The sequence below is a fragment of the Curtobacterium sp. SP.BCo genome, from assembly GCF_051903265.1.
Taxonomy (GTDB): domain Bacteria; phylum Actinomycetota; class Actinomycetes; order Actinomycetales; family Microbacteriaceae; genus Curtobacterium.
Window position 1 is genome coordinate 2,271,225 of the sequence record NZ_CP194337.1, and the last position, 20,875, is coordinate 2,292,099.

Annotated in this window: 24 protein-coding genes; 19 read left to right on the forward strand and 5 right to left on the reverse strand. The window is 73.0% G+C overall.

From position 1 onward, the window contains the following. The first annotated feature begins 58 nt into the window (after window positions 1-58). The 12 genes from ACRQ4B_RS10825 to ACRQ4B_RS10880 are packed head-to-tail and all read left to right on the forward strand — an operon-like array spanning window position 59 to window position 10,289. A complete protein-coding gene (locus ACRQ4B_RS10825) occupies window positions 59-403 on the forward strand; it encodes a flagellar basal body rod protein FlgB (protein WP_439691453.1) in 345 nt (114 codons plus the stop codon). Further along, window positions 400-795, forward strand: coding sequence for a flagellar basal body rod protein FlgC (locus ACRQ4B_RS10830; protein ID WP_022907321.1), 396 nt, complete (start codon window positions 400-402; stop codon window positions 793-795). Before ACRQ4B_RS10825 ends, ACRQ4B_RS10830 begins: the two co-directional genes overlap by 4 nt. Continuing rightward, window positions 795-1,139, forward strand: a complete 345-nt coding sequence (gene fliE / locus ACRQ4B_RS10835) for a flagellar hook-basal body complex protein FliE (protein WP_439691454.1) — start codon at window positions 795-797, stop codon at window positions 1,137-1,139. Before ACRQ4B_RS10830 ends, fliE begins: the two co-directional genes overlap by 1 nt. Beyond that, window positions 1,139-2,818, forward strand: a complete 1,680-nt coding sequence (fliF, locus tag ACRQ4B_RS10840; RefSeq protein WP_439691455.1) for a flagellar basal-body MS-ring/collar protein FliF — start codon at window positions 1,139-1,141, stop codon at window positions 2,816-2,818. The genes fliE and fliF overlap by 1 nt, the downstream gene beginning before the upstream one ends. Further along, window positions 2,815-3,873 (forward strand): flagellar motor switch protein FliG, encoded by a 1,059-nt coding sequence (gene fliG, locus ACRQ4B_RS10845; protein WP_439691456.1) that lies wholly within the window; start codon window positions 2,815-2,817, stop codon window positions 3,871-3,873. Before fliF ends, fliG begins: the two co-directional genes overlap by 4 nt. After that, window positions 3,866-4,531, forward strand: a complete 666-nt coding sequence (locus ACRQ4B_RS10850) for a hypothetical protein (RefSeq protein WP_439691457.1) — start codon at window positions 3,866-3,868, stop codon at window positions 4,529-4,531. The genes fliG and ACRQ4B_RS10850 overlap by 8 nt, the downstream gene beginning before the upstream one ends. Next, entirely contained in the window at window positions 4,528-5,856 is a 1,329-nt protein-coding gene (locus tag ACRQ4B_RS10855) for a FliI/YscN family ATPase (RefSeq protein ID WP_439691458.1), read from the forward strand. The genes ACRQ4B_RS10850 and ACRQ4B_RS10855 overlap by 4 nt, the downstream gene beginning before the upstream one ends. Further along, the gene (locus ACRQ4B_RS10860) at window positions 5,856-6,287 is read left to right on the forward strand and encodes a flagellar FliJ family protein (RefSeq protein WP_439691459.1); all 432 of its coding nucleotides are present in this window, start codon (window positions 5,856-5,858) and stop codon (window positions 6,285-6,287) included. Before ACRQ4B_RS10855 ends, ACRQ4B_RS10860 begins: the two co-directional genes overlap by 1 nt. Next, on the forward strand, window positions 6,284-6,991 hold the full coding sequence (locus ACRQ4B_RS10865; RefSeq protein ID WP_439691460.1) for a C40 family peptidase: 708 nt from the start codon (window positions 6,284-6,286) through the stop codon (window positions 6,989-6,991). The genes ACRQ4B_RS10860 and ACRQ4B_RS10865 overlap by 4 nt, the downstream gene beginning before the upstream one ends. After that, entirely contained in the window at window positions 6,988-8,580 is a 1,593-nt protein-coding gene (locus ACRQ4B_RS10870) for a flagellar hook-length control protein FliK (RefSeq protein ID WP_439691461.1), read from the forward strand. The genes ACRQ4B_RS10865 and ACRQ4B_RS10870 overlap by 4 nt, the downstream gene beginning before the upstream one ends. 40 nt (window positions 8,581-8,620) lie before the next feature. Then, window positions 8,621-9,061: a flagellar hook assembly protein FlgD gene (locus ACRQ4B_RS10875; protein ID WP_439691462.1), complete on the forward strand. Its 441-nt coding sequence runs from the start codon at window positions 8,621-8,623 to the stop codon at window positions 9,059-9,061. 52 nt (window positions 9,062-9,113) lie between these two features. After that, a complete protein-coding gene (locus tag ACRQ4B_RS10880) occupies window positions 9,114-10,289 on the forward strand; it encodes a flagellar hook protein FlgE (protein WP_439691463.1) in 1,176 nt (391 codons plus the stop codon). A 129-nt stretch (window positions 10,290-10,418) separates the two neighbouring features. On the opposite strand, the gene ACRQ4B_RS10885 is transcribed toward ACRQ4B_RS10880, so the two are convergent. Further along, window positions 10,419-10,847 (reverse strand): hypothetical protein, encoded by a 429-nt coding sequence (locus tag ACRQ4B_RS10885; protein WP_439691464.1) that lies wholly within the window; start codon window positions 10,845-10,847, stop codon window positions 10,419-10,421. 224 nt (window positions 10,848-11,071) lie between these two features. Between ACRQ4B_RS10885 and ACRQ4B_RS10890 the strand changes: the two genes are divergently transcribed. The 7 genes from ACRQ4B_RS10890 to ACRQ4B_RS10920 all read left to right on the forward strand — a co-directional run bounded on the left by ACRQ4B_RS10890 (window position 11,072) and on the right by ACRQ4B_RS10920 (window position 16,764). Beyond that, window positions 11,072-11,371 carry a response regulator transcription factor gene (locus ACRQ4B_RS10890; RefSeq protein ID WP_439691465.1) on the forward strand — a complete coding sequence of 100 codons (300 nt, stop codon included), beginning with the start codon at window positions 11,072-11,074 and terminating at the stop codon, window positions 11,369-11,371. Then, complete coding sequence (locus ACRQ4B_RS10895; RefSeq protein ID WP_439691466.1) at window positions 11,335-11,754, forward strand: winged helix-turn-helix domain-containing protein; 420 nt, start codon at window positions 11,335-11,337, stop codon at window positions 11,752-11,754. The genes ACRQ4B_RS10890 and ACRQ4B_RS10895 overlap by 37 nt, the downstream gene beginning before the upstream one ends. After that, window positions 11,751-13,115, forward strand: a complete 1,365-nt coding sequence (locus ACRQ4B_RS10900) for an ATP-binding protein (protein WP_439691467.1) — start codon at window positions 11,751-11,753, stop codon at window positions 13,113-13,115. Before ACRQ4B_RS10895 ends, ACRQ4B_RS10900 begins: the two co-directional genes overlap by 4 nt. Before the next feature lie 105 nt (window positions 13,116-13,220). Next, a complete protein-coding gene (locus ACRQ4B_RS10905) occupies window positions 13,221-14,687 on the forward strand; it encodes a ferredoxin reductase family protein (protein ID WP_439691468.1) in 1,467 nt (488 codons plus the stop codon). Continuing rightward, window positions 14,684-15,163, forward strand: coding sequence for an FMN-binding protein (locus tag ACRQ4B_RS10910; RefSeq protein WP_439691469.1), 480 nt, complete (start codon window positions 14,684-14,686; stop codon window positions 15,161-15,163). The genes ACRQ4B_RS10905 and ACRQ4B_RS10910 overlap by 4 nt, the downstream gene beginning before the upstream one ends. After that, window positions 15,160-15,906 carry an FAD:protein FMN transferase gene (locus tag ACRQ4B_RS10915; protein ID WP_439691470.1) on the forward strand — a complete coding sequence of 249 codons (747 nt, stop codon included), beginning with the start codon at window positions 15,160-15,162 and terminating at the stop codon, window positions 15,904-15,906. Before ACRQ4B_RS10910 ends, ACRQ4B_RS10915 begins: the two co-directional genes overlap by 4 nt. A gap of 177 nt (window positions 15,907-16,083) precedes the next feature. Beyond that, window positions 16,084-16,764 (forward strand): hypothetical protein, encoded by a 681-nt coding sequence (locus tag ACRQ4B_RS10920; protein WP_439691471.1) that lies wholly within the window; start codon window positions 16,084-16,086, stop codon window positions 16,762-16,764. 80 nt (window positions 16,765-16,844) lie between these two features. Here the strand turns inward: ACRQ4B_RS10920 and ACRQ4B_RS10925 are convergent, their stop codons facing one another. From ACRQ4B_RS10925 to ACRQ4B_RS10940, 4 genes are all read right to left on the reverse strand, one after another. After that, entirely contained in the window at window positions 16,845-17,141 is a 297-nt protein-coding gene (locus ACRQ4B_RS10925; protein WP_439691472.1) for a hypothetical protein, read from the reverse strand. Window positions 17,142-17,185: 44 nt separating this feature from the next. Next, window positions 17,186-17,899 carry a 5'-methylthioadenosine/S-adenosylhomocysteine nucleosidase gene (mtnN, locus tag ACRQ4B_RS10930; RefSeq protein ID WP_439691473.1) on the reverse strand — a complete coding sequence of 238 codons (714 nt, stop codon included), beginning with the start codon at window positions 17,897-17,899 and terminating at the stop codon, window positions 17,186-17,188. A gap of 110 nt (window positions 17,900-18,009) precedes the next feature. Beyond that, entirely contained in the window at window positions 18,010-19,590 is a 1,581-nt protein-coding gene (locus ACRQ4B_RS10935) for a Na+/H+ antiporter (protein WP_439691474.1), read from the reverse strand. 369 nt (window positions 19,591-19,959) lie between these two features. Further along, window positions 19,960-20,748, reverse strand: a complete 789-nt coding sequence (locus ACRQ4B_RS10940) for an IclR family transcriptional regulator (protein WP_439691475.1) — start codon at window positions 20,746-20,748, stop codon at window positions 19,960-19,962. Window positions 20,749-20,875: the final 127 nt, after the last annotated feature.

Sequence of the window (20,875 nt, forward strand, 5' to 3'; positions counted from 1 at the left end):
ACCGCCAATCGGCGTCGTCACCAGGGGGTGACGCGCAGATCGAGGGGACGGGTCCACCGTGTTCGATTCCGTGACGTCGGCAGCGCTGCAGAGCGCGCTCGACGGCCTGTCGATGCGCCAGCGGGTGATCGCGAACAACATCGCGAACATCAACACGCCGAACTACCACGCCGAGAAGGTCCAGTTCGAGGACGCCCTCGCGAAGTCGATCGTCGACGGCAGTGGCAGCACCACGCCGACCGTCGCGCGGAGCCTCGAGCCGACGAACACGAACGGCAACAACGTCAACCTCGACGAGGAGACGCTCTCCAACGTCGACACCGTGCTCCGGTACCAGTTCGCCACGCAGGCGATGAACTCCGAGCTCACCAGTGTCCGTGCGGCGATGCGGACGAACTCGTGACGACCTTCGACGCGATCGGCATCGCGAGCACCGGCATGACCGTGCACCGCAAGTGGCTCGACGCGGTGTCCGACAACATCGCCAACGTCAACACGGTGAAGTCGATGGACGACACCGCGTTCCAGGCCCGCTACGTCGAGGTGCAGGAGGGCAACGGCGTGTCCGGCGCCTACGTGAAGGGCGCCGCGTTCGGCAGCGCCGCCGGTCGGGTCACCTACGACCCCGACAACCCGCTCGCGAACGCGGAGGGCTACGTCCGCATGCCGGACATCGACCTCGGCACGCAGATGGCGGACCTCATCATGGCCCAGCGCGGCTACCAGGCGAACGCCGCCGTGGTCGACCGTGCCAAGACCGCCTACGAGGCGGCACTGCAGATCGGGAAGAACTGATGCCCATCGACGCCGTCAACGGTGTGACCACGAACGCGATGACCCGGGCGTTCGCCGGGGCGACCGACGCCGCGACCGGCGCCGGTGCCGTGACGGGGACGTCCGCGACCACCGACGCGGGCGGCGCCGGCTTCGCCGCGTCCCTCGGCAACGCCGTCGACGGGCTCCAGCAGCTGCAGAGCGACTCGAAGACCCTCGCGCTCAAGGCCGTCACCGGCAACCTCGACGACATCCACGACGCGACCATCGCCGCCACCCGCGCGCAGGTCACCCTCGAACTCGTCTCCGCCGTCCGGAACAAGGGCGTCGACGCGTTCAACGAGATCATGAGGATGCAGGCCTGATGCCCGTCGCCGTCAAGAACGTCTTCGGACGTCTCGCCGCCTACGTCAAGGGCTTCAGCGCCGCCCAGCGGACCATCGCGATCCTCGTCATCGCCGCGCTCCTGCTCGGCGGCTTCGCACTCGCGAGCTGGCTCGGCAAGGCCTCGTACGCGCCGCTGTTCACCGGTCTGGCCGCGACCGACGCGGCGAGCGTCACCGACCAGCTCCAGACCGACGGGGTGCCGTACCAGCTCACCGACGGCGGCGCGACGATCCTCGTGCCGCAGGGCTCGGTGTACTCGGAGCGCCTCAAGGCCGCGTCGAACGGGCTGCCGTCGTCGAACGAGGGCGGCTACTCGCTGCTCGACAAGATGGGCGTGACGAGCTCGGAGTTCCAGCAGGACGTCACGTACAAGCGGGCGATGGAGGGCGAGCTCGCCAAGACCATCGGCGCGATGGACGGCGTGCAGACCGCCACCGTGCAGCTCGCGATCCCGGAGAAGACCGTCTTCGTGTCCGAGGAGAAGGACCCGACGGCGTCCGTCTTCATCGCGACGAAGAACGGCACCGAGCTCACCACCGACCAGGTCCAGGCGATCGTGCACCTCACGAGCGCGGCGGTCGAGGGCATGCAGCCCACCGACGTGTCCGTCGTCGACGCGAAGGGGCAGACCCTCTCGGCCGTCGGCACCGGGGCGACCGGCAGCGGCACCGACCAGGCGGCCGACTACGACGCGTCGACGAGCAAGAAGATCCAGGACCTGCTCGACACCACGCTCGGTCCGGGCAACGCGACCGTGGTGGTCTCGGCGACGATGAACCAGAACACCGGCACCCGCACGTCCGAGTCGTACACGACCCCGACGACCGGCCCGGTGGCCCTGAACGAGTCGAGCACGACCGAGCAGTACGGCTCCGGGTCCGGTGCCGCCGGCAGCGGCGCGACGGGTGTGCTCGGGCCGGACAACATCGCCGTCCCGAACGGCACCGCCTCGAGCGGCACGACGTCCGGGGACAACGGGTACACGAACGAGTCCGCGACGAAGAACAACGCCGTCGACCACACCTCCGAGACGACCCAGATCCCGGCCGGTGCGCTGCAGAACCAGTCGGTGTCCGTCGCCCTGAACGCCAAGGCCGACACCGTCAAGAACGCGAACCTGCAGAGCATCAACGACCTGGTGTCCCGTGCGGCGAACCTCGACACCGCCCGGGGCGACAAGGTCGCCGTCGCGGTGATGGACTTCGACACCAGCGCCGCGGACACCGCGAAGCGGGCGCTCGAGGAGCAGCAGAAGGCGGACCAGCAGGAGTCGCTGTGGTCGGCGATCCGCACCGCGGGCATCGTGGTCGGCAGCCTGCTCGCGCTCATCGCGATCATGGTCGTCCTCGCCCGCCGCAGCCGGAAGCAGGAGCGGGAGGCGGTCGACCTCGGTGAGCTCGACGCCTTCGGCGGGGACACCTTCCAGCTGCCGCTCGCCGTCGACGGCGCCGCGGACCGCAGCACGCTGCAGGCCGGCGACGCACCGACCGTGGCCCTGCCGACGATGCCGCACGACGACGCGCCGACCGAGATCCTCACCACCGAGGAGATCACCGCGGAGCGTCGCCGTCAGGACATCTCTGCCCTGGCCGAGCGTGACCCGAAGCGCACCGCCGACCTCCTCCGCGGGCTCCTCGACGACCGGACGTCGGTGTGAGCGCCCTCGTCCCGAGCGCCGGCGGTCCCGGTGCGGCGGGCAGCGGGGACCGTGCGCTGACCGGCGCCCAGAAGGTCGCGCTCATCCTCATGCAGATGGAGACCGAGCGGGCTGCCGAGGTGATGAAGCAGTTCACCGAGCTCGAGGCGGAGGAGATCTCCGCCGAGATCGTCCGGATGCGCCGTGTCGAGGACACGGTCGTCGACAAGACCCTCACCGAGTTCCACCGGATGACCCTGAGCGGCCGCACGCAGAAGCGCGGCGGCAAGGAGACCGCGCTCGGGCTGCTCGAGGCGTCGTTCGGCGCGGAACGGGCCGCGGGCGTGATGGACCGGTTGGCCTCGAACCTCGCCGGGCAGTCGTTCGAGTTCCTCGACGACGCCGAGCCCGGGCAGGTCGTCACACTGCTCGAGGGGGAACTCCCGCAGACCATCGCGCTCGTGCTCGCACACCTCAAGCCGGCGCAGGCGAGCGCCGTGCTGGCCGGCGTGGACGAGCGCGTCCGCACCGACGTCGCGCAGGCGTTCGCCACGATGGGCTCGGCGACGCCCGAGGCCGTGGGGATCGTCGCCGGGGTGCTCCGGCAGCGCGCGGGCGCCGTCGTGTCCCCGCGGGAGAGCGTCGAGGTCGTCGGTGGCATCGCGCCCCTGGTCGACATCATCAACCGGTCCGACGTCGCCACCGAGAAGGCCGTGCTCGACGGGCTCGAGGCGCGTGACCCGGAGCTGGCGGAGGACATCCGCTCGCGGATGCTCACCTTCGAGGACATCGTGAAGCTCGAGTCGCGGGACATCCAGCAGGTGCTCCGCGGGATCGACTCGAAGATCCTCGCGACCGCCATGAAGGGTGCCGCCGCGCCGGTCGTCGAGACCATCCGCGCGAACGTCTCCGAGCGCAACCGCGAACTCCTCGACGACGAGCTGCAGGCCATGGGCCCGGTCCGGGTGTCCCAGGTCGAGGAGGCCCGCGCCGAGGTCGTCCGCTCCGTGCGCGAACTCGAGGCGCAGGGCGTCATCACCGTCCACCGCGCCGAGGAGGACGAGCTCGTTGACTGACACCACGCTCTCCGACATCGCCGTGCAGCGCGTCGCGTTCCCGGTGATCGCCGACCCCGCCGGTCGCGCCCGCGCGGTCAGCGCCGACGTCCGCGGACACGCCGCCGGCTACGCCGCGGGCCTCCGGCAGGCGCAGGCCGAGACGGATGCGCTCCGGGCCCGGCTCGAGGCCGAGCACGTCGCCGCGGTCGCCGCGGTGCGCGCCGACACCGCGCGCCGGATCGCCGTGCTCGACGCGGCCACGAACGCGATGCTCGCGCAGGTGGCGCCCGTCCTGGACGCCGCGGAACAGTCCGTCGCGGCCGCCGCCCTCGACCTGGCCGAGGCCGTCGTCGGGTACGCGATCCGTGCCTCCCGGCAGGAGGCCGACGGTCCGGCGGACGCGTCCGGTGTCGGCCTGGAGGCGCGGCGTGCGTCCGGCGCGGAGGCGACCGTCCGTCGCGCCCTCGCCACCATCGACCGCACCGTCGCCGTCGCGGTGCGGCTGAGCGTCGCCGACGCGGCGCGGGTCGCCGGACTCGACCTGCCGGTACCGGTCGTCGCCGATCCGGGCCTGCGCGACGGCGACGCCGTCGTCGACCTGCCGGACGGTCTGCTCGACGCCCGGATCGCCACCGCGCTCGACCGAGCACGCACCGCACTGGGGGTCGCGTCGTGACCGCCACGCTGCTGCGTCCCCGCGGGTTCGACGAGGCGCTCCGCCAGGCTGCTCCGCAGCGGGCCGGGGTGGTGACGAGCGCCGTCGGCCTCGGACTCACGATCGCCGGGCTCGACGCCCGCGTCGGCGAGGTCGTCACCGTCGGTCACGAGGACGGCCCGCAGACCGTCGTCGAGGTCGTCGCCACCGACGTCACCGGCGTCCGCTGCATGCCGCTCGGTCGCCTCACCGGCATCACCGCCGGCACCCCGGCACGTCCCACCGGGCGGCCCGTGCTCGTGCCGACCGGGACGGGGCTGTTCGGCCGGGTGCTCGACGGGCTCGGGCGGCCGATCGACGACCGCGGTCCGCTGGCTGCCGACTCCTGGGTGCCGCTCGACCACGCGACGCCGAACGCGATGGCACGGACCCGCATCGACACACCGATGCAGCTCGGGGTGCGCGTGCTCGACACCCTGACCACGGTCGGCCGCGGGCAGCGCATGGGCCTGTTCGCCGGGTCCGGCGTGGGCAAGTCCTCGCTGCTGTCGATGATCGCGCGGGGGAGCGACGCCGCCGTCAACGTGATCGCCCTGGTCGGCGAGCGTGGTCGCGAGGTCCGGGAGTTCCTGGAGGACGACCTCGGGCCCGAGGGACTCGCGCGGTCCATCGTCGTCGTGTCGACCTCCGACGAGCCCGCGTTGATGCGGCTCCGGGCGGCGTTCGTCGCGACCCGGATCGCCGAGTCGTTCCGCGACGCCGGCCAGGACGTCGTGCTCATGATGGACTCGCTCACCCGCGTCGCGATGGCGCAGCGGGAGATCGGCCTGTCCGTGGGCGAGCCGCCGGCCACCCGGGGGTACCCGCCGTCGACGTTCTCGGTGCTCGCCGGTCTGCTCGAGCGTGCCGGCACCGACCGGGTCGGCAGCATCACGGGCCTCTACACGGTGCTCGTGGACGGCGACGACCACAACGAGCCGATCGCCGACGCCGCCCGCAGCATCCTGGACGGCCACGTGGTGCTCGACCGCAAGCTCGCGATCACCGGGCACTTCCCGTCGGTGGACGCCCTCGGCTCGGTGTCGCGCGTCGCCTCCAAGGTCACCTCGCCGGAGCAGCGCGCCGCCGCGACGACCCTCCGGACGGTGATGGCCGCCCGGAAGTCGGCGCAGGACCTGCTCGACGTCGGCGCGTACCAGCGGGGGACCAACCCGCTGGTGGACGCCGCGGTCGACCACCAGGACGCGATCGACCGCTTCCTCCGGCAGGGAATGGACGAGCGCGCGACCGCCGACGGCTCGTGGCAGCGACTCGGCGCCCTCGTGCAGCAGCTGGAGGTCTCCTGATGGCCCGTCGCTTCCCGCTCGCCGGGCTCCTCCGACTCCGGCACGCCGAACAGGACCGCGCCGCCGCGGCCCTCGCCACCGCCAACGAGCGGGTCCGCGACGCCGCCGACGCGCGGATCGCCGCACGCCGCAGCCTCGCCGACGCCGAGGGCGCGCAGCCGATCCAGGACGCCGCGACGCTCAGTGCCGTGGCAGCCGCCCGTGCGGCGACCCGGGGGATGCTCGAGGAGCTCGACGCCGTCGTCCGCTCCCGCCGCGCCGACGCCGACCGGGCGCAGGACGACTACAACGGCGCCCGTCGTTCCGCCCTCGGGCTGGAGAAGCTCGAGGCGCAGCACACGGAGCAGCAGACCGCCGAGGAGCTCCGTACCGAACAGAACGCCCTCGACGAGATCGCGGCCCGACGCCGCGCGGAAGGTGGTGCCCGATGAGCGTGGACGCCGTGCTCACGCGGATCTCCGAGATCCGGACCCAGATCGACGCCCTGCGCTCCGGGACGACCGGCACGGCGACGACCACGTCGTCGAGCAGCGCGAACTCGTCGGCGTTCGCGGACGCTCTGGCGACCGCGACCGGGACGAGCACCGCCACCCCGTCGGCGGCAACGTCGGGGGTGTCCCCAGCGACGTCCGTCGACGCCGGAGCAGGCACCGTCGCCACCGGCAGCGGCGCGACCGGGGCCGACGTCGTCGCGGACGCGAAGAAGTACCTCGGGGTTCCGTACGTCTTCGGCGGCACGACCACGAGCGGCATGGACTGCTCCGGACTCGTGCAGACGGTCTTCAAGGACCTCGGTGTCACCATGCCCCGGGTCGTCCCCGACCAGGCGAAGATGGGCGTCGAGGTCGGCTCGCTGCAGGACGCCCAGCCCGGCGACCTCATCATCCCGAAGGGCGAGCAGCACATCGTCATCTACGTCGGTGACGGCAAGGTCCTGCACGCGCCGCGGCCCGGCAAGGACGTCCGGATCGTCGACAACTGGTACAAGGACTCGGACATCGCGACGATCCGGCGCATCGTCCCGGCGCAGGCTCCGGCGACGCCCGCCGTCACGGGGGCGTCCGCTGCGTCCGGCGCCACCGACCTGCAGACCGCGGCACTCCTGTCGCTCATGAAGTCGGGGAGCGCAGCATGAGCATGACGATCGCCACGCCGGTGCCCGGGCCCGCGCCCGCCGCACCGACGAAGTCCGCCGCGGGTGCAGCCCGGGGGAGCGCCGGTTCGTTCGGCGCCGCCATGGCCGCTGCCGGGACGCCCGACGACACCGCGGGCACGGCGGGTACCTCCGGTGCCGCGGGTGCCGCGGGTGCCGCGGGTGCTGCGGGTGCTGCGGGCGCCCGCGAGATCGCGATCGGAGGCCGAACCGGGCACGCTCGCGCCGCCGGAGTGCGATCTCGCGAAGACGGCGACGCGGCGGCGGACGCGGCGGCGGACGCCGCGGACGCGGGAGCGAGCGCGGGAGCGATCGGGAACGCGGGTGGCGCGGCTGCACCGGCGAACCCGTTCGTCGTGACGACGCTGCCGTCGGTGGGTGCGCCGGTCGCCGGTGCGTCCGCGGCAACGGAGGACGTGGCGACCGCGGTCACCGAGCCCGCGACCGGCGTCACGGCACTGACGAACACACCGACGAACGCACTGACGAACGCACTGACGACCGGCACGTCGACCGCGACGAGCGGTCCGGCGGCGCTGCGCGCGACGGAGCCGGCAGCCGAGGCCGTCACCCCGCCCGCACCGACCGCCGCGGCACCGACCGCTGCGGCACCGGCACCGGGCGCCCCCGCACCGACCCCCGTCCCGGCCGCCGCTCCCGGCCCGGTCGCTCCGTCCGCCGGCACGACCCCGACCCCGGCCGCGATCGCGCCCGGCGGCACCACTGCGTCCGCGGCGACCACCACCGCGACGGCGACGGCACCCGGCACCACCGCGCCTGCGCCCGCAGCGGCTCCGGCGACGGTGCCCGGCGCCACCGCACCCGGGGACGCGACGGCAACGGCAGCTCCGGCAACCCTCGCCGCGACGCCCGCAGCGCCGACGGCACCCCCGGCCGGCCCCCGCGCCGACACCGCGACGCCCGTCGTCACCACCGCCGTCGCCGCCGCGACCGCGCCCACGGTCGACACGTCGGGCAGCACCGCCCAGACCGGACACGGGACGGACCGCGGCCCGTCGGGGCAGGGTGATCCGGGCCTCCAGGCCGTGACCGCCCCGCACGGCGGCGAGACGGCGTTCGCCGTCCCGACCACGTCGCCGACGGCCGCGCCCGCACCGACGTCCGGGGCGGCCATCGCGAACGCGCCCGCGCCCCTCGCCCAGCAGCTGAGCCGACCGGTGTTCACCCTCGCGCAGGCCGGGCCCGGCGAGCACGTGGTGACCGTCCAGGTGACGCCCGACACGCTCGGCCCGGTCACCGTGCGGGCGCACGTGACCGCGCACGGCATGCACGTCGAGCTGTTCGCCGCCTCGGACGCGGGTCGCGACGCGGTGCGGCAGGTCCTGCCGGACCTCCGCCGCGACGCGGCCGGCACCGGCCTGTCGACGACCATGGACCTCTCCTCGCAGAACCACCCGGGCGACGCGCCGGGCCGCGAGCAGCGACCGCCGACCGGGACACCCCGTCCCGACGTCGGCGACCCCGGCCTGGAGGCGCGGCGCACCCCGCGCGGACCCGGCACCGCCCACACGCCCACCGTCCGCACCGCCGGACTCGACGTCCTCGCCTGAGCGACGACCGCCCGCACAGGCAGAACCGAAGGGAACGACCATGCCGATCGACGGCATCACCGGCAGCGTGGACCAGGCCGCACAGGCCGCGGCCCTCGCCGCGAACGCATCCTCGAAGAAGTCGCAGACGATGGACTCCGAGGTGTTCATGAAGCTGCTCGTCACGCAGCTGCAGAACCAGGACCCGTCTTCGCCGATGGACACCAACCAGATGATCAGCCAGCAGACGCAGCTCGCGATGATGGAGCAGATCACGAACCAGACCACGACGGCGAACGAGAACTTCTCGCTGCAGATGCGCATCGCGGCCGCGAACCTCGTCGGCAAGCAGGTCAGCTACACCGACGTCGCCACGGGCGCCGCCGTCACCGGGACCGCCACAGCCGTCTCGTACGCGAACAGCGTGCCCACCGTCACCGTGAACGGGAAGGAGGTCAACCTCGACGTGATCTCCGGCATCAAGAACCCCGCCTCCGTCTGACCGTTCCTCCCACACCTCCTTCTCCCTCGGTACCTCCACGAAAGGACGCACCATGCTCCGCTCGCTCTACTCCGGGATCTCCGGCCTCCGTTCGCACCAGCAGATGCTGGACGTCACGGGCAACAACATCGCCAACGTCAACACGGTCGGCTTCAAGTCGTCGTCGACGGTCTTCCAGGACACCCTGTCGCAGATGACCCAGGGTGCCGGCGGACCGCAGACCGGCATCGGCGGCACCAACCCCGCCCAGATCGGCCTCGGGGTGCAGGTCGCCGGTGTCTCCACGAACTTCGCCCAGGGCTCCGCGCAGGCGACCGGCAAGGCCACCGACCTGATGATCTCGGGCGACGGCTTCTTCGTCACGCGGCTCGGCAACGACACCGTCTACACCCGTGCGGGCGCCTTCGACTTCGACGCGAACGGCCGCCTGGTGTCGTCCGACGGCAAGATCGTGCAGGGCTACTCGGCCACGAACGGCGTCGTCAACGACGGCGGCCAGCTCACAGACATCACACTGCCCCTCGACGCCGCAGCACCCGCGACCGCCACCACCTCGGCGACGGTCAGCGGCAACCTGCCGTCCGACACCGCCGTCGGCGACACGCTGAACCGCGACGCCACCGTCTACGACCAGTACGGCACGAAGCACACCATGTCGCTCGCGTACACCCGGACCACCACGGGCTGGAACGTGGCGGCGTCGAACGGGCAGGGGACCTCCGCCAGCGGCACGATCACCTTCGCGGCGAACGGTTCGATCGCCTCGGGCGCCACCCTGACCGTCGGCGGCATCACCGTCGACATGACGCAGCTGTCCGGCTTCGCATCGCTCAACACGGCGTCGATCTCGTCACAGAACGGGCACGAGGCCGGCTCGCTGCAGGGCTACTCCATCTCGAAGGACGGCACCGTCACGGGGAACTTCTCGAACGGTGCGTCGCTCGCCCTCGGCCGCATCGTGCTGGCGACGTTCGCGAACCCGTCCGGCCTCGAGAAGACCGGTGCCTCGGGGTACCGGGCCACGGCGAACTCGGGCATCGCGTCGGTCGGGACCCCCGGGTCGGCCGGCGTCGGCTCGCTGGCATCGGGCACGCTCGAGATGTCGAACGTGGACCTGTCGCAGGAGTTCACCAACCTGATCGTGGCGCAGCGCGGGTTCCAGGCGAACGCGCGCATCATCACGACGTCGGACGAGGTGCTGCAGGAGCTGACGAACCTGAAGCGCTAGCGATCCGGGGCACGAGTCGCATCCCGGGGGAGTCACGGCGAGGGTGTTCCGCCTGCGACGGCGGACGCCGTCCGCCGGGCGCCCGTCCGGCGGCGCTGGTGGAGCGTCGGCGTCGGGCGTGCACCCGGGTCAGCCCTCCCCGAGCACCTTCCGCCACGCCAGCGTCAACGTGGCGTACTCGTCGTCCGTCACGAGGTCCCGCACCCCGGCGGCGAGCACCGCGGACCGGACCGCTTCCTCGGCCCCGGCACGGTCCCGCAGGTGCGCCTCCGAGTGCCGCACCGCGCGTCCGGCCTGCTGCGCCGCTTCGATCTCCTCGACCCGACCCGCAGCACCGGCGGCGTCGAGCGCGTGCTGCCAGGCTGCGACCAGGTCGGCGTTCGTGACCATCCGCCCGTCCGCGCCGCCCTGGATGGCGAGCGACGCACTCGGTTCCGGCAGCACGATGCCCTCGTCGGCCTTCCAGGTGGTGTCGAGCGACTCTGCCTCGTCGGCGGTGATCCGCCCTGCGCGGTCGATCATCGCCTGCAGTTCGGGGCTGGTGGTCTCGTCGGGCACGGTGTCCTCTCCGACCGACGCGCTCGCGTGGTCCGGTCCATCCTGCCGACCGCCCACCAGGCCGTGCCCAGGAGGCACACAACTGCGTGCGGTCCCGGTGACCGCCTGGAGGCCCGGTGCCGGTCCGACGGGCCGGCACCGGGCCTCCAGGCGGTTGCGTCCGCACCATGCGTGCGCGGAACCCGCGCACCATGCGGCACGATGTGCGTGGGAAGGAACGGCGCATGGCGGAGATCCTGGTGGTCGAGGACGACCCGGAGATGGGTGCGCTCGTGGAGCGCGGTCTCCGCGGCGAAGGGCACGAGGTCACCTTCGTCGGCGACGGGGTCGCGGCGCTCGTGGCCGCGCGGTCGACGGCGTTCGACGCGGCCGCCATCGACGTCATGCTGCCCGAGATGACCGGGTTCGAGGTCTGCCGTCGACTCCGGGAGATGGGCGAGGACTTCCCGGTCGTGCTCGTGACGGCGCGCGACGCGGGCGCGACCGGGTGTTCGGGCTCGACTCCGGCGCCGACGACTACCTGACGAAGCCGTTCGCGATCGCCGAGCTGAACGCCCGGATCCGTGCCCACCTGCGGCGACGGGCGGCGGGTTCCGCGACGGTGGTCGTGGCCGGGACGGTCCGGCTGGACACGGTCACCGTCCGGGCCTCGGTGCGTGGCCGCGACCTGCCCCTGAGCGTCAAGGAGTTCTCGCTCCTGCGGTTCCTCATCCAGGGGTCTCCGGCGCCACGCTCCCGCACCGAGGTGCTCGAGGAGGTCTGGGGCAGCGCCGAGCACTTCGACCCGACGATCGTCGACCAGTACGTGAGCTACGTCCGGAAGAAGCTGCAGGCAGCCGACGCCGACCTGGTGATCCGGACGGTCCGCGGCGTCGGCTACGCACTCGAGGTCGTGTCGGCGCCGTGAGGTTCCTGCGACGCCTGTCCATCAGCGCCCGCATCACGCTCGGCAGCCTCGTCGTGGGTGCCGTGGTGCTCACCGGGATCGCGATCGTGCTGCACGACCAGATCGAGCGCGCGACCGCCGCCACCGACGAGTCCCTCGCTGCCGGGGACGCTGCGCCGTTCGTCTCCGACCTCCGGCACAACCCCGACGAACCGCCGGACCGGCCGGCCGAGGACGTCCTGGTCGGGATCCGGTCCGCGGCGGGACGGTGGGTGGTCGACTCGTTGCCGCGCGACGTGCGGGCCGCGGTGCCGGACGGTGTCCCGGACGACGACGTCACGCTCCGACTCCACACCGGGCAGCGGCTCGTCACGGTCGTCGGGCAACCGGTCACGAACGACTCCGGGTCGTACGTCGTCTGGGCGGCGCACGACGGCCGTGCGGGGCAGGAGACGCTCGCCCGGGTCGACCGGTCGCTCGTCGTCGGGACCCTCCTCGCGCTCGTCGCGTTCGGCGCGACCGCCTGGTTGCTCTCGACGCTGGCGCTCCGGCCGGTGGGCCGGATGCGTCGGACCGCCGAGGCGCTGAGTGCGGGCGACACCGACGGGCACCTGCCCGTCGGACCGTCGGACGACGAGCTCGCCGCGCTCGCCCGCACCCTGAACGCGTTCATCGACCGGCAGCGCGGGAATGCGGAGCGCGAGCGACGGATGGTGTCGGACGCCAGCCACGAGCTCCGGACACCGCTCGCCGCCCTGACCGCTCGGCTCGAGCTGGCGCACCGGTCGTCCGGCGATGCCGAAGCGCTCGAACACGAGTTGCGGGGCGCCGAGGGCGACGCCGCCCGGCTCGTCGCGCTCGCGAACACGCTGCTCGAGCTGAGTCGACTCGACGAGGCCGGTCCTGCGCCGACGACGTCGGCGGCGGAACTCGTGACCGAACTGATGGGCGCCGTCGACCGCGCCCGTGCGCTCGGCGGTGCGGTCCACCGGGACATCGACTTCGCCGTCGCGGTCGCGGCTCCGGACGCGCGGTACGGGCTGGACGCGGGCGCCTTCGCACGGGTCGTCGACAACCTGGTCGCGAACGCCGTGGCGGCCGGGGACGACGGGGGAGCGATCCGCGTCGACCTCGAGCAGGACGTGTCGCACGCGCTGGCGCTGCGGGTCGTCGACGACGGTCGCGGTGTGCCCGAGGAGTTCCTGCCGCAGGCGTTCGAACGGTTCGCCCGGGCAGACCCCGCACGGCGCGCAGGACTCGGGGGCAGCGGGTTGGGACTCGCACTCGTGCGCGGGATCGCCGAGCGAGCCGGTGGGACGGCATCGCTCCGGAACGGTGCGGACGGCGGGGCGGTCGCGTCGGTGGTCCTGCCGCGGCGGTGATCGTTCGAGATCTCGAACGAAGCCCACGTCCCGTTCCGGGTTCCTCCACAGGGCCGGTCCTGATGCTGTGAGTCACCCGATCACACGCTGGAGAGGAACGCGACGATGACCGACACCGCTCGCCCCACGCACCGCACCGGATCCAGCCGCCTCGACCCCGGTCGACCGCACGCCGACGTCCCGCCGTCCGAGTCCTTCGACGACGCGGTCCGACGACGCGGACGTGCCGGACGGCGACGCCGTGCGACGACCGACCTCCTCGCGGTGGTCGCGTGGGCGTCCGCCGCCTTCGCGGTCGCGCTCTGGCTCGCCTCGCCCGGCTCGCACACGGTGACGGGCACCGGCGGCTGGCTCACCGACGCCGGGATCGTCGCCGGACTCGTCGCGACCGACCTCGTGCTCGTCATGCTCGTGCTCGCGGCGCGGGTGCCGCTCATCGACCGGACGTTCGGGCAGGACAACGCCATCGCCGTCCACCGGTCCCTCGGCAAGCCGGTGCTGTACCTGCTGCTCGCACACGGGCTCCTGCTGACCCTCGGCTACGGCGCCTCGGCCGGGACCGGACCGATCGCGGAGACGATCGCGCTGTTCTCCACGCCCGACATGCCCCTCGCCTACCTCGGCCTCGCGCTCTTCGTCGCCGTGGTCGTGTCGTCGCTCGTCGCGGTGCGTCGTCGGCTGCCGTACGAGGCGTGGCACGTCATCCACCTGCTCAGCTACGCGGCGGTGCTCGTGGCCCTGCCGCACATGCTCAGCGTCGGCAGCGTGCTGGCCCACGGCACCTGGCAGCGGGTCTACTGGATCGCCGCGTACGTCGTCGCGCTCGGCCTCGTCGCCCTGTACCGGTTCGTGCTGCCGCTGGTGGTGACCTTCCGGCACCGCATCCGCGTCGTCGGCGTCGAGCCGATCGCCCCGGGCGTCGTGTCGATCCACCTTGCCGGGCGCGACCTCGACCGCCTCGGTGCCCGGGGCGGGCAGTACGGGGTCTGGCGGTTCTGGACGGCCAGGACGTGGTGGCACGCACACCCGGTGTCGTTCTCGGCGGTCCCCGACCGGGACCGGGCACGGATCACGGTGCGCGACCTCGGCGCCGGCTCCGCTCGACTCGGCCGGATCACCCCCGGCGCGTTCGTCTCGCTCGAGGGTCCCTACGGCCTGTTCACCAGTCGGGCGAGGACCGCCCCGTACCTCGCGCTCGTCGCGTCCGGGATCGGGATCACCCCCGTGCGGTCGCTGCTCGAGGACACCGACCTGCGTCCGGGCGAGGCCACCGTGCTGCTGCGCGGGACGGACGCCGAGCAGCAGTACCTCTGGCGCGAGACGGCCGACCTCGCCGCAGCGACCGGCAGCCGCCTCTTCGCCATGGTCGGACACCGTGCACGCTCCGTCGACAGTTGGATGACCGAGGACGACGTCCGGCGTGGTGTCACGCTGCGTTCCGTGTTCCCGCGACTGCTCGAGTCCGACCTGTACGTGTGCGGGCCGCGGGCGTGGTCCGACCTGGTCGTGCGCGAAGCACGGTCCGCGGGTGTCCCGGAGCACCAGATCCACCAGGAGAGGTTCGAGTCGTGAGAGCACGCGTCATCGCCGGCGGGATCGTCTCGTCGGTCGCCGTCCTCGTCGTCGGGTGGCAGCTCGGCGCGCAACCAGCGGTCACGGCGTCGACCCAGCAGAGCGCGGCGTCGGAGGGGAGCGTCGCCGGCAGCAGTGGGACCGGCAGCAGCACGAGCGGGAGCACGAGCTCCGGCGGTGGCGCCTCCGGGTCCACCGTGTCCGGCACCTTCACGGGGGAGACCGCACAGACCCGGTACGGGCCCGTGCAGGTGCAGATCACGGTGGCCGACGGGAAGATCACCGACGTGACGGCGCTCCAGCTCACGAACAGCGACGGCCGCTCGGTGCAGATCAGCCAGCAGGCGGCCCCGATCCTCCGCCAGGAGGCCCTGCAGGCACAGTCCGCACAGATCCAGGCGGTCAGCGGCGCGACCTTCACGAGCACCGGCTACACGACGTCGCTGCAGTCCGCGATCGACCAGGCCGGCCTGTGACCGTCGCCACCTTCGAGACCATGGGCACGGTCGTGAGCCTCCGGGGTGCCGCCCCGGAGACCGTGGCAGCGGTGCGCGCGGTGTTCGCCGGCTACGACCGCCGGTACAGCCTGTACGACCCTGCCTCGGTGCTCAGCCGCATCGCCGCCGGTTCGCTGCGGCTCGCGGACGCGCCGGAGCAGGTGCGCGACGTGTACGCGCTCGCGCTGGACTGGCGGGAGCGGACCGGGGGCGCCTTCACCCCGCACCGGCCGGACGGCGTCATCGACCTGTCCGGGGTCGTGAAGGCGCTCGCGATCCGCGATGCCGGTGCCGTCCTCGACACCGTCGCGGCGGACTGGATGGTGAGCGCCGGTGGGGACGTGCTCGTCCGCGGACACCACCGCGGAGCACAGGCGTGGAGCGTGGGCGTCGTCGACCCGGCCCGTCGGGACCGGGTCGTCGGGATCGTGCGGCTCGACGCACCCCGGCGTGCGGTGGCGACCTCGGGGACGGCGGAGCGCGGCGACCACATCTGGCGACGAACCGTGCCGACGTTCGTGCAGGCGACCGTGGTCGCCGACGACATCGTGACGGCGGACGTGCTCGCCACCGCGGTCGTCGCCGGAGACGAGGAGGACCTCCGCCGCCTGACGTCGGACGGCGGGGTGGACGTCGTCGCGTTCGGTGCGGACGGCCGGGTCTGGGCCACGCCCGGCGCGGCGGAGAGCCTGTCGGACACGGCTCAGGTCACGGAACGGTAACAGCCCGAACTGCTTCCAAACCGTTCTGGTGGGGGTGCCGAATCAGTTGCAACAACCGGGAAACACCCGGAGCGCTCACCAGCCGCACCACGCTGGTTCTCCACCCTCGCACAGGGTGTGTTCGGCGTACACGCAGCAATTCGCGCCGAGCGCGACGACAGCAAAGGGAACACGATCATGCGCAAGAGCCTCAAGACCTCCATCACCCTCGCCACCACCGGCGCCCTGGTGCTCGGCGGTGCCGCGTTCGGCATCTCCTCCGCCCAGGCCTCGACCCCGGCGATCCACACGGTGTCCTCGTCCTCGTCGAAGATCCCCGCCCCCGTGGCATCGGTGCCCGAGGTCCTCGGCGGCAACACCGCCGTCGCGCTCGACTCCGGCTTCACCGACGCCCTCACCGCGCTGAAGCTGACCCCGGGCGTGTCCGGCAACGCCAAGCTCGCCGACGGGTCCGTGTCGTTCCCGATCACCGCCGGGTCGGTCACGTACTGGTCGCCGGACGGCAACTACCGCCCCTACGTGCAGGGCCTGCTCAACCACGACGACTCCGGCCTGACGCTGACCGCGGGCGAGACCACGGTCACGCTGGAGAACTTCGTCGTGAACCCGGGCTCGTCCAAGCTCTACGGTGACGTCCTGGTCAACGGCAAGGTCGCCGTCGCGAACGCGTACCTGTTCTCCCTGCACGGCGGCACCCTCAAGCCGCTCCAGCTCGAGGGCGACAACGCGATCCTGACCGGCACCACGGTGCACGTCTCCGCCGACGCCGCGAAGCTGCTCAACAGCACCTTCAAGACCGACGCCGTCAAGAGCGGCCTCCTCGTCGGCACCGCCACCATCACCGCCAAGATCAAGTAACACACAGCACCACACACCGACGACCGCGGCACCACGCACCACGCGTGGGGCCGCGGTCGTCCGTGCGTGCGGGGCAGCCCTCAGGGGAAGTGGACCAGCGCAGCGATCGCGATGAGCACGAGGAGCAGGAGCACGCCCGGGACGAAGCCCGCGGCGCTCGCCCGCCGCCAGCCCTGCACGGCTCCGACGAGGGACGCAGCGAGCCCGACGGCGATCGTGGTCCAGTACCAGACCCGCCCGTGCGGCGTCATGCCGCCCCCGCCGATGAAGTCCGAACCCGTCGCCACCACGAGCGGCAGCACCAGCAGTGCCCCCAGGCCGACCAGTACGGCCACCACCTGCACGCGTCGGCCGTCCACTCCGTCGTCCCCACCCATGCCGACACGGTAGCGGGGCGGCACGGACCACGCCAGCGCAGCGGTCAGCCGGCCAGCCCGACCACCACGTCGTGCGCGACCCGAGCGGCACGCGCGGACGCGTCGTCGAGGTGCTCGCGGAACTCGTCGCCGTCGGGCGCGCACAGGTCGCTGATGCACCGGATCGAGACGAACGGCATGTCGTGCACGTGTGCGAACTGCGCGATCGCCGCGGTCTCCATGTCGACGGCGGCGACCGTGGGGAACGCTGCCCGGAACGTGCGGGCGCGGTCCTCGGTGACGAAGACCTCGCTGGAACCGATCGTCCCGGCGCGCACCCGGTCGCCGGTGTCCGCACCGAGCGCCAGTTCGACGAGCCGCTCGTCCGGTGCGTACCCGGTCGGCATGCCCGGCACCTGGCCGAGGGCGTACCCGAACGCGGTCGCGTCGGCGTTGAGGTTCACGGCGCGGTCCCCGACGACGACGTCCCCGATCGCGATGCCGTGCATCAGGCCGCCGGCGGTCCCGACGTTGACCACGGGGGTTCCGGGGCCGAAGTCGTGGAACGCGTGGGCGACCGTCGCCGTCGCGTTCGTGAAGCCGATGCCGCTGCGCTGGACGGCGACCACGGCGCCGCCGACGTCGAGCAGGTGGTGCCCGTCGTGGCCGCCGACCGGGCCGTCGAGGATCGACGAGTCGCCGAACAGGTCGGCGAACGCGGCGACCTCCTCGCTCATGGCGGCGATGACGACCGCGACGGGACGCTGGTGGGGGAGCACCGCACGATCCTCGCACGAGACACCGTGACCCGCCGACACGGTGCCGTGGACACGGCGGCACCGACACGGCTGCGCCGACACGGCGGCGTAGATGCGGCGGCGCCGATCCCTCACGCCTGCGTCGCCCCGCTCAGCCGTGCCTCCTCGGCGTCGTACCCGGAGCGCACCTGCCGCAGCACGAGGTCGTCGATCTCGTCGGCGTCCCGGAGTCGCAGGAGCGTCGCGGCCTTGTGCTGGACGAGGGCGAGCTCGAGGGCGACCGCGGTGTCGTGTCGCTGCAGGGCGGGGTGGTCGTCGTCCGATTCCTCCCGGGCCTGGATGACGTCGAGGTGCGCCTCGTAGTCCTTCCGGACCCGCTCGACGGTCGCTCGGTCCGCGCCGGTGGCGCGGGCGAGCCGGGGGAGCGCGTCGAGGGCCTCCTCGATCGCGGTGCGTTCGGCGTAGCGGCGTTCCTCGCCGACGGACTCGTCCTCCGGCAGGGCGGCCCGGCGGAGGACCACCGGCAGGACGAGTGCCTGCCCGACGATCGTCACGACGACGACACCGGCGGTGACGAACACGATGAGGTCCCGGTCGGGGAACGCCGCGCCCGACTCGAGCATGCGCGGGACGCCGACGGCCATGGCGAGCGACACCGCGCCGCGGAACCCGGCGAAGCCGCTGACCAGCCGGTCCCGGTGTCCCTCGCGCGGCGATCCACCCGTCGTCCGGGTGACGAGCCAGACGGCTCCGCCCGCGGTGTTGAGGAAGGCGAAGCGCACCACGACGAGGGCGACTGCGACGGCGCCGATGATGCCGGCGGCGCGCAGGAGCTCCGCCGGCTCGAGTGCCCGTGCGGCGACCATGGCCTCGATGCCGACCAGGACGAACAGTGCGCCGTTGAGCAGGAACGTCAGGAACGACCAGAACGACCGGACCTGCTGGCGGGTCTCGGCACGGTCGAGCTTCGGGCCGACCTGGCTGACGACGATCCCGGCGGCGACCACGGCGAGGACCCCGGAGGCCCCGATCGCCTCGGCGCCGAGGAACGCGACGAACGGCACGAGCAGGGTGACGAGGTTCTCCAGCACGACGGTGTCGACCCGCCGGAGGACGAGCGCACCGACCCAGGCGGCGAGCAGCCCGGCCGCGACCCCGCCGAGGTACGACAGCGCGAGCATCCCGGAGACGCCCCAGAACGTGAGCTGCTGCGTGCCGACGGTGACGGCGACGGCGATGCCGTAGACGACGAGGGTGGTGCCGTCGTTCACCAGGCTCTCGGCTCGGAGGACCGTGACGTTCCGGCGGGGGAGCATCTTCGTCAGGACCCCGACGGCGGTGGCGTCGGTCGGCGCGACCGCGGCGCCGAGCACCCAGGCGGGGCCCCACGGCATGCCGAGCAGGTGGAGCAGGACCGCGACCGCGCCGGCCGTCACGACGACGAGCAGGGTGCCCATGAGCACGATGCCGCGCAGGTTCTTCCGGATCTCCCGCAGCGACGTGGTGAGGCTCTCCCAGTAGAGCAGGGCGGGCAGGAACAGCAGGAGGACGGCGTCCGCGGGCAGCTCGACGTGGGCGAACTGCGGGACGAACGCCAGGCCGGCGCCGATGACGAGCAGCAGGACGGGTGGTGCGATCCTGATCCGGTCGGCGACACCCGCGGTGATCGCGATGGCGAGGCCGAGCACGACCACCAGTTCAGGTCCCAGCACGTGCACTCCTCGTTCGACCGACACCCCAGTCAACGCGACCCGGCCTGACCGCGCTCACGCGCGGGCCCGGCGCCCGCGGACCGGCGGGCCCAGGCGAGCCCGGCGGCCCGCCAGGCACACGCGAGCCCGGCGGCACGCGCTACCCGGCGTCGCCGGTGTGCCGTTCGAGGGCAGGGTCCGAGCGACCACCCGGAGTTCGCGGAGCACCTGCGCGCCCGCGGCATCTCGTCGATGTCGCTCAACCCGGACTCGGTGGTGCGCACCTGGCAGCGGCTCGCCGCGTCGCGCTGACGCGACCACCGTCGGACGGGAGGCGCGGGGCGGGCCCGCCCCGCGCCTCCAGGCCGGTCCGTGGCCGCGTCCGGCTCGTCACGGATCCACGGGCCGACCGGTCGGCACACCGAGGCGGCGCGACAGGGCGGCCGCGGTGCGGACGACCCCGTCGAGGACGCCCGGCGGCGGAGCGCCGTCCGGCCCCGGGACGTAGGTCGACCCGACGCTCGCGACCGGCCACCCGGTGGTGTCGAGCACCGCGACCGCGACGGACGAGAGCCCCGGGGAGACCGCACCCTCCTCGGTCGCGTACCCGGCGGCACGGACGTCGTCGAGCTCGGCACGGAGGGTCCGGAGGTCGGCCGGCCCGGTCTCGGTGCGTCGCACGAAGGCGGTCCCGGGCGGGTAGAGCGCACGGAGCTGCGCTGCGGGGGTCGCCGCGAGCATGGACTTGCCGGTCGCGGTGAGGTGCGCCGGCAGTCGGACCCCCACGTCGGTGACGAGTGCGGGCCGGTGCCGGGCGCGTTCCTCGGCGACGTAGACGACCTCGATGCCGTGCAGGACCGCGAGGTGCGCGCTCTCGTCGGTGCGGTCGACGAGTCCGGCGAGGAGCGGGGCGCCGAGCAGCGTGAGCGGTTGCTGGCGGGTGAACCCCGACCCGAGCTCGAACGCCGCCAGGCCGAGCCCGTACTTCCGCGCCTCGACGAGGTGCAGCACGAACCCGTGTTCGGTAAGCGTGGTCAGCAGCTGGTAGACGGTCGAGCGGGGGAGGTCCAGGCGAGTGGCGATCGTGCTCGCGGCCATCGGACCACGCTGCGTGGCGAGGAGGCCGAGGACGCGCAGGGCCGCGTCGAGCGCGGGGACCTTCGGCGAGGTGCTGGCCATGGCGCTCCCGATGTCGGCGTCGTTTCGTGTCCGGTATCCCGGACACTATCTGCCGTGACGGTCCCCGCGCACCCCGGGTCCTCGTGTCAGATGGACGGGACCAGCCCGGGCTCGACGCCAGCCGCTG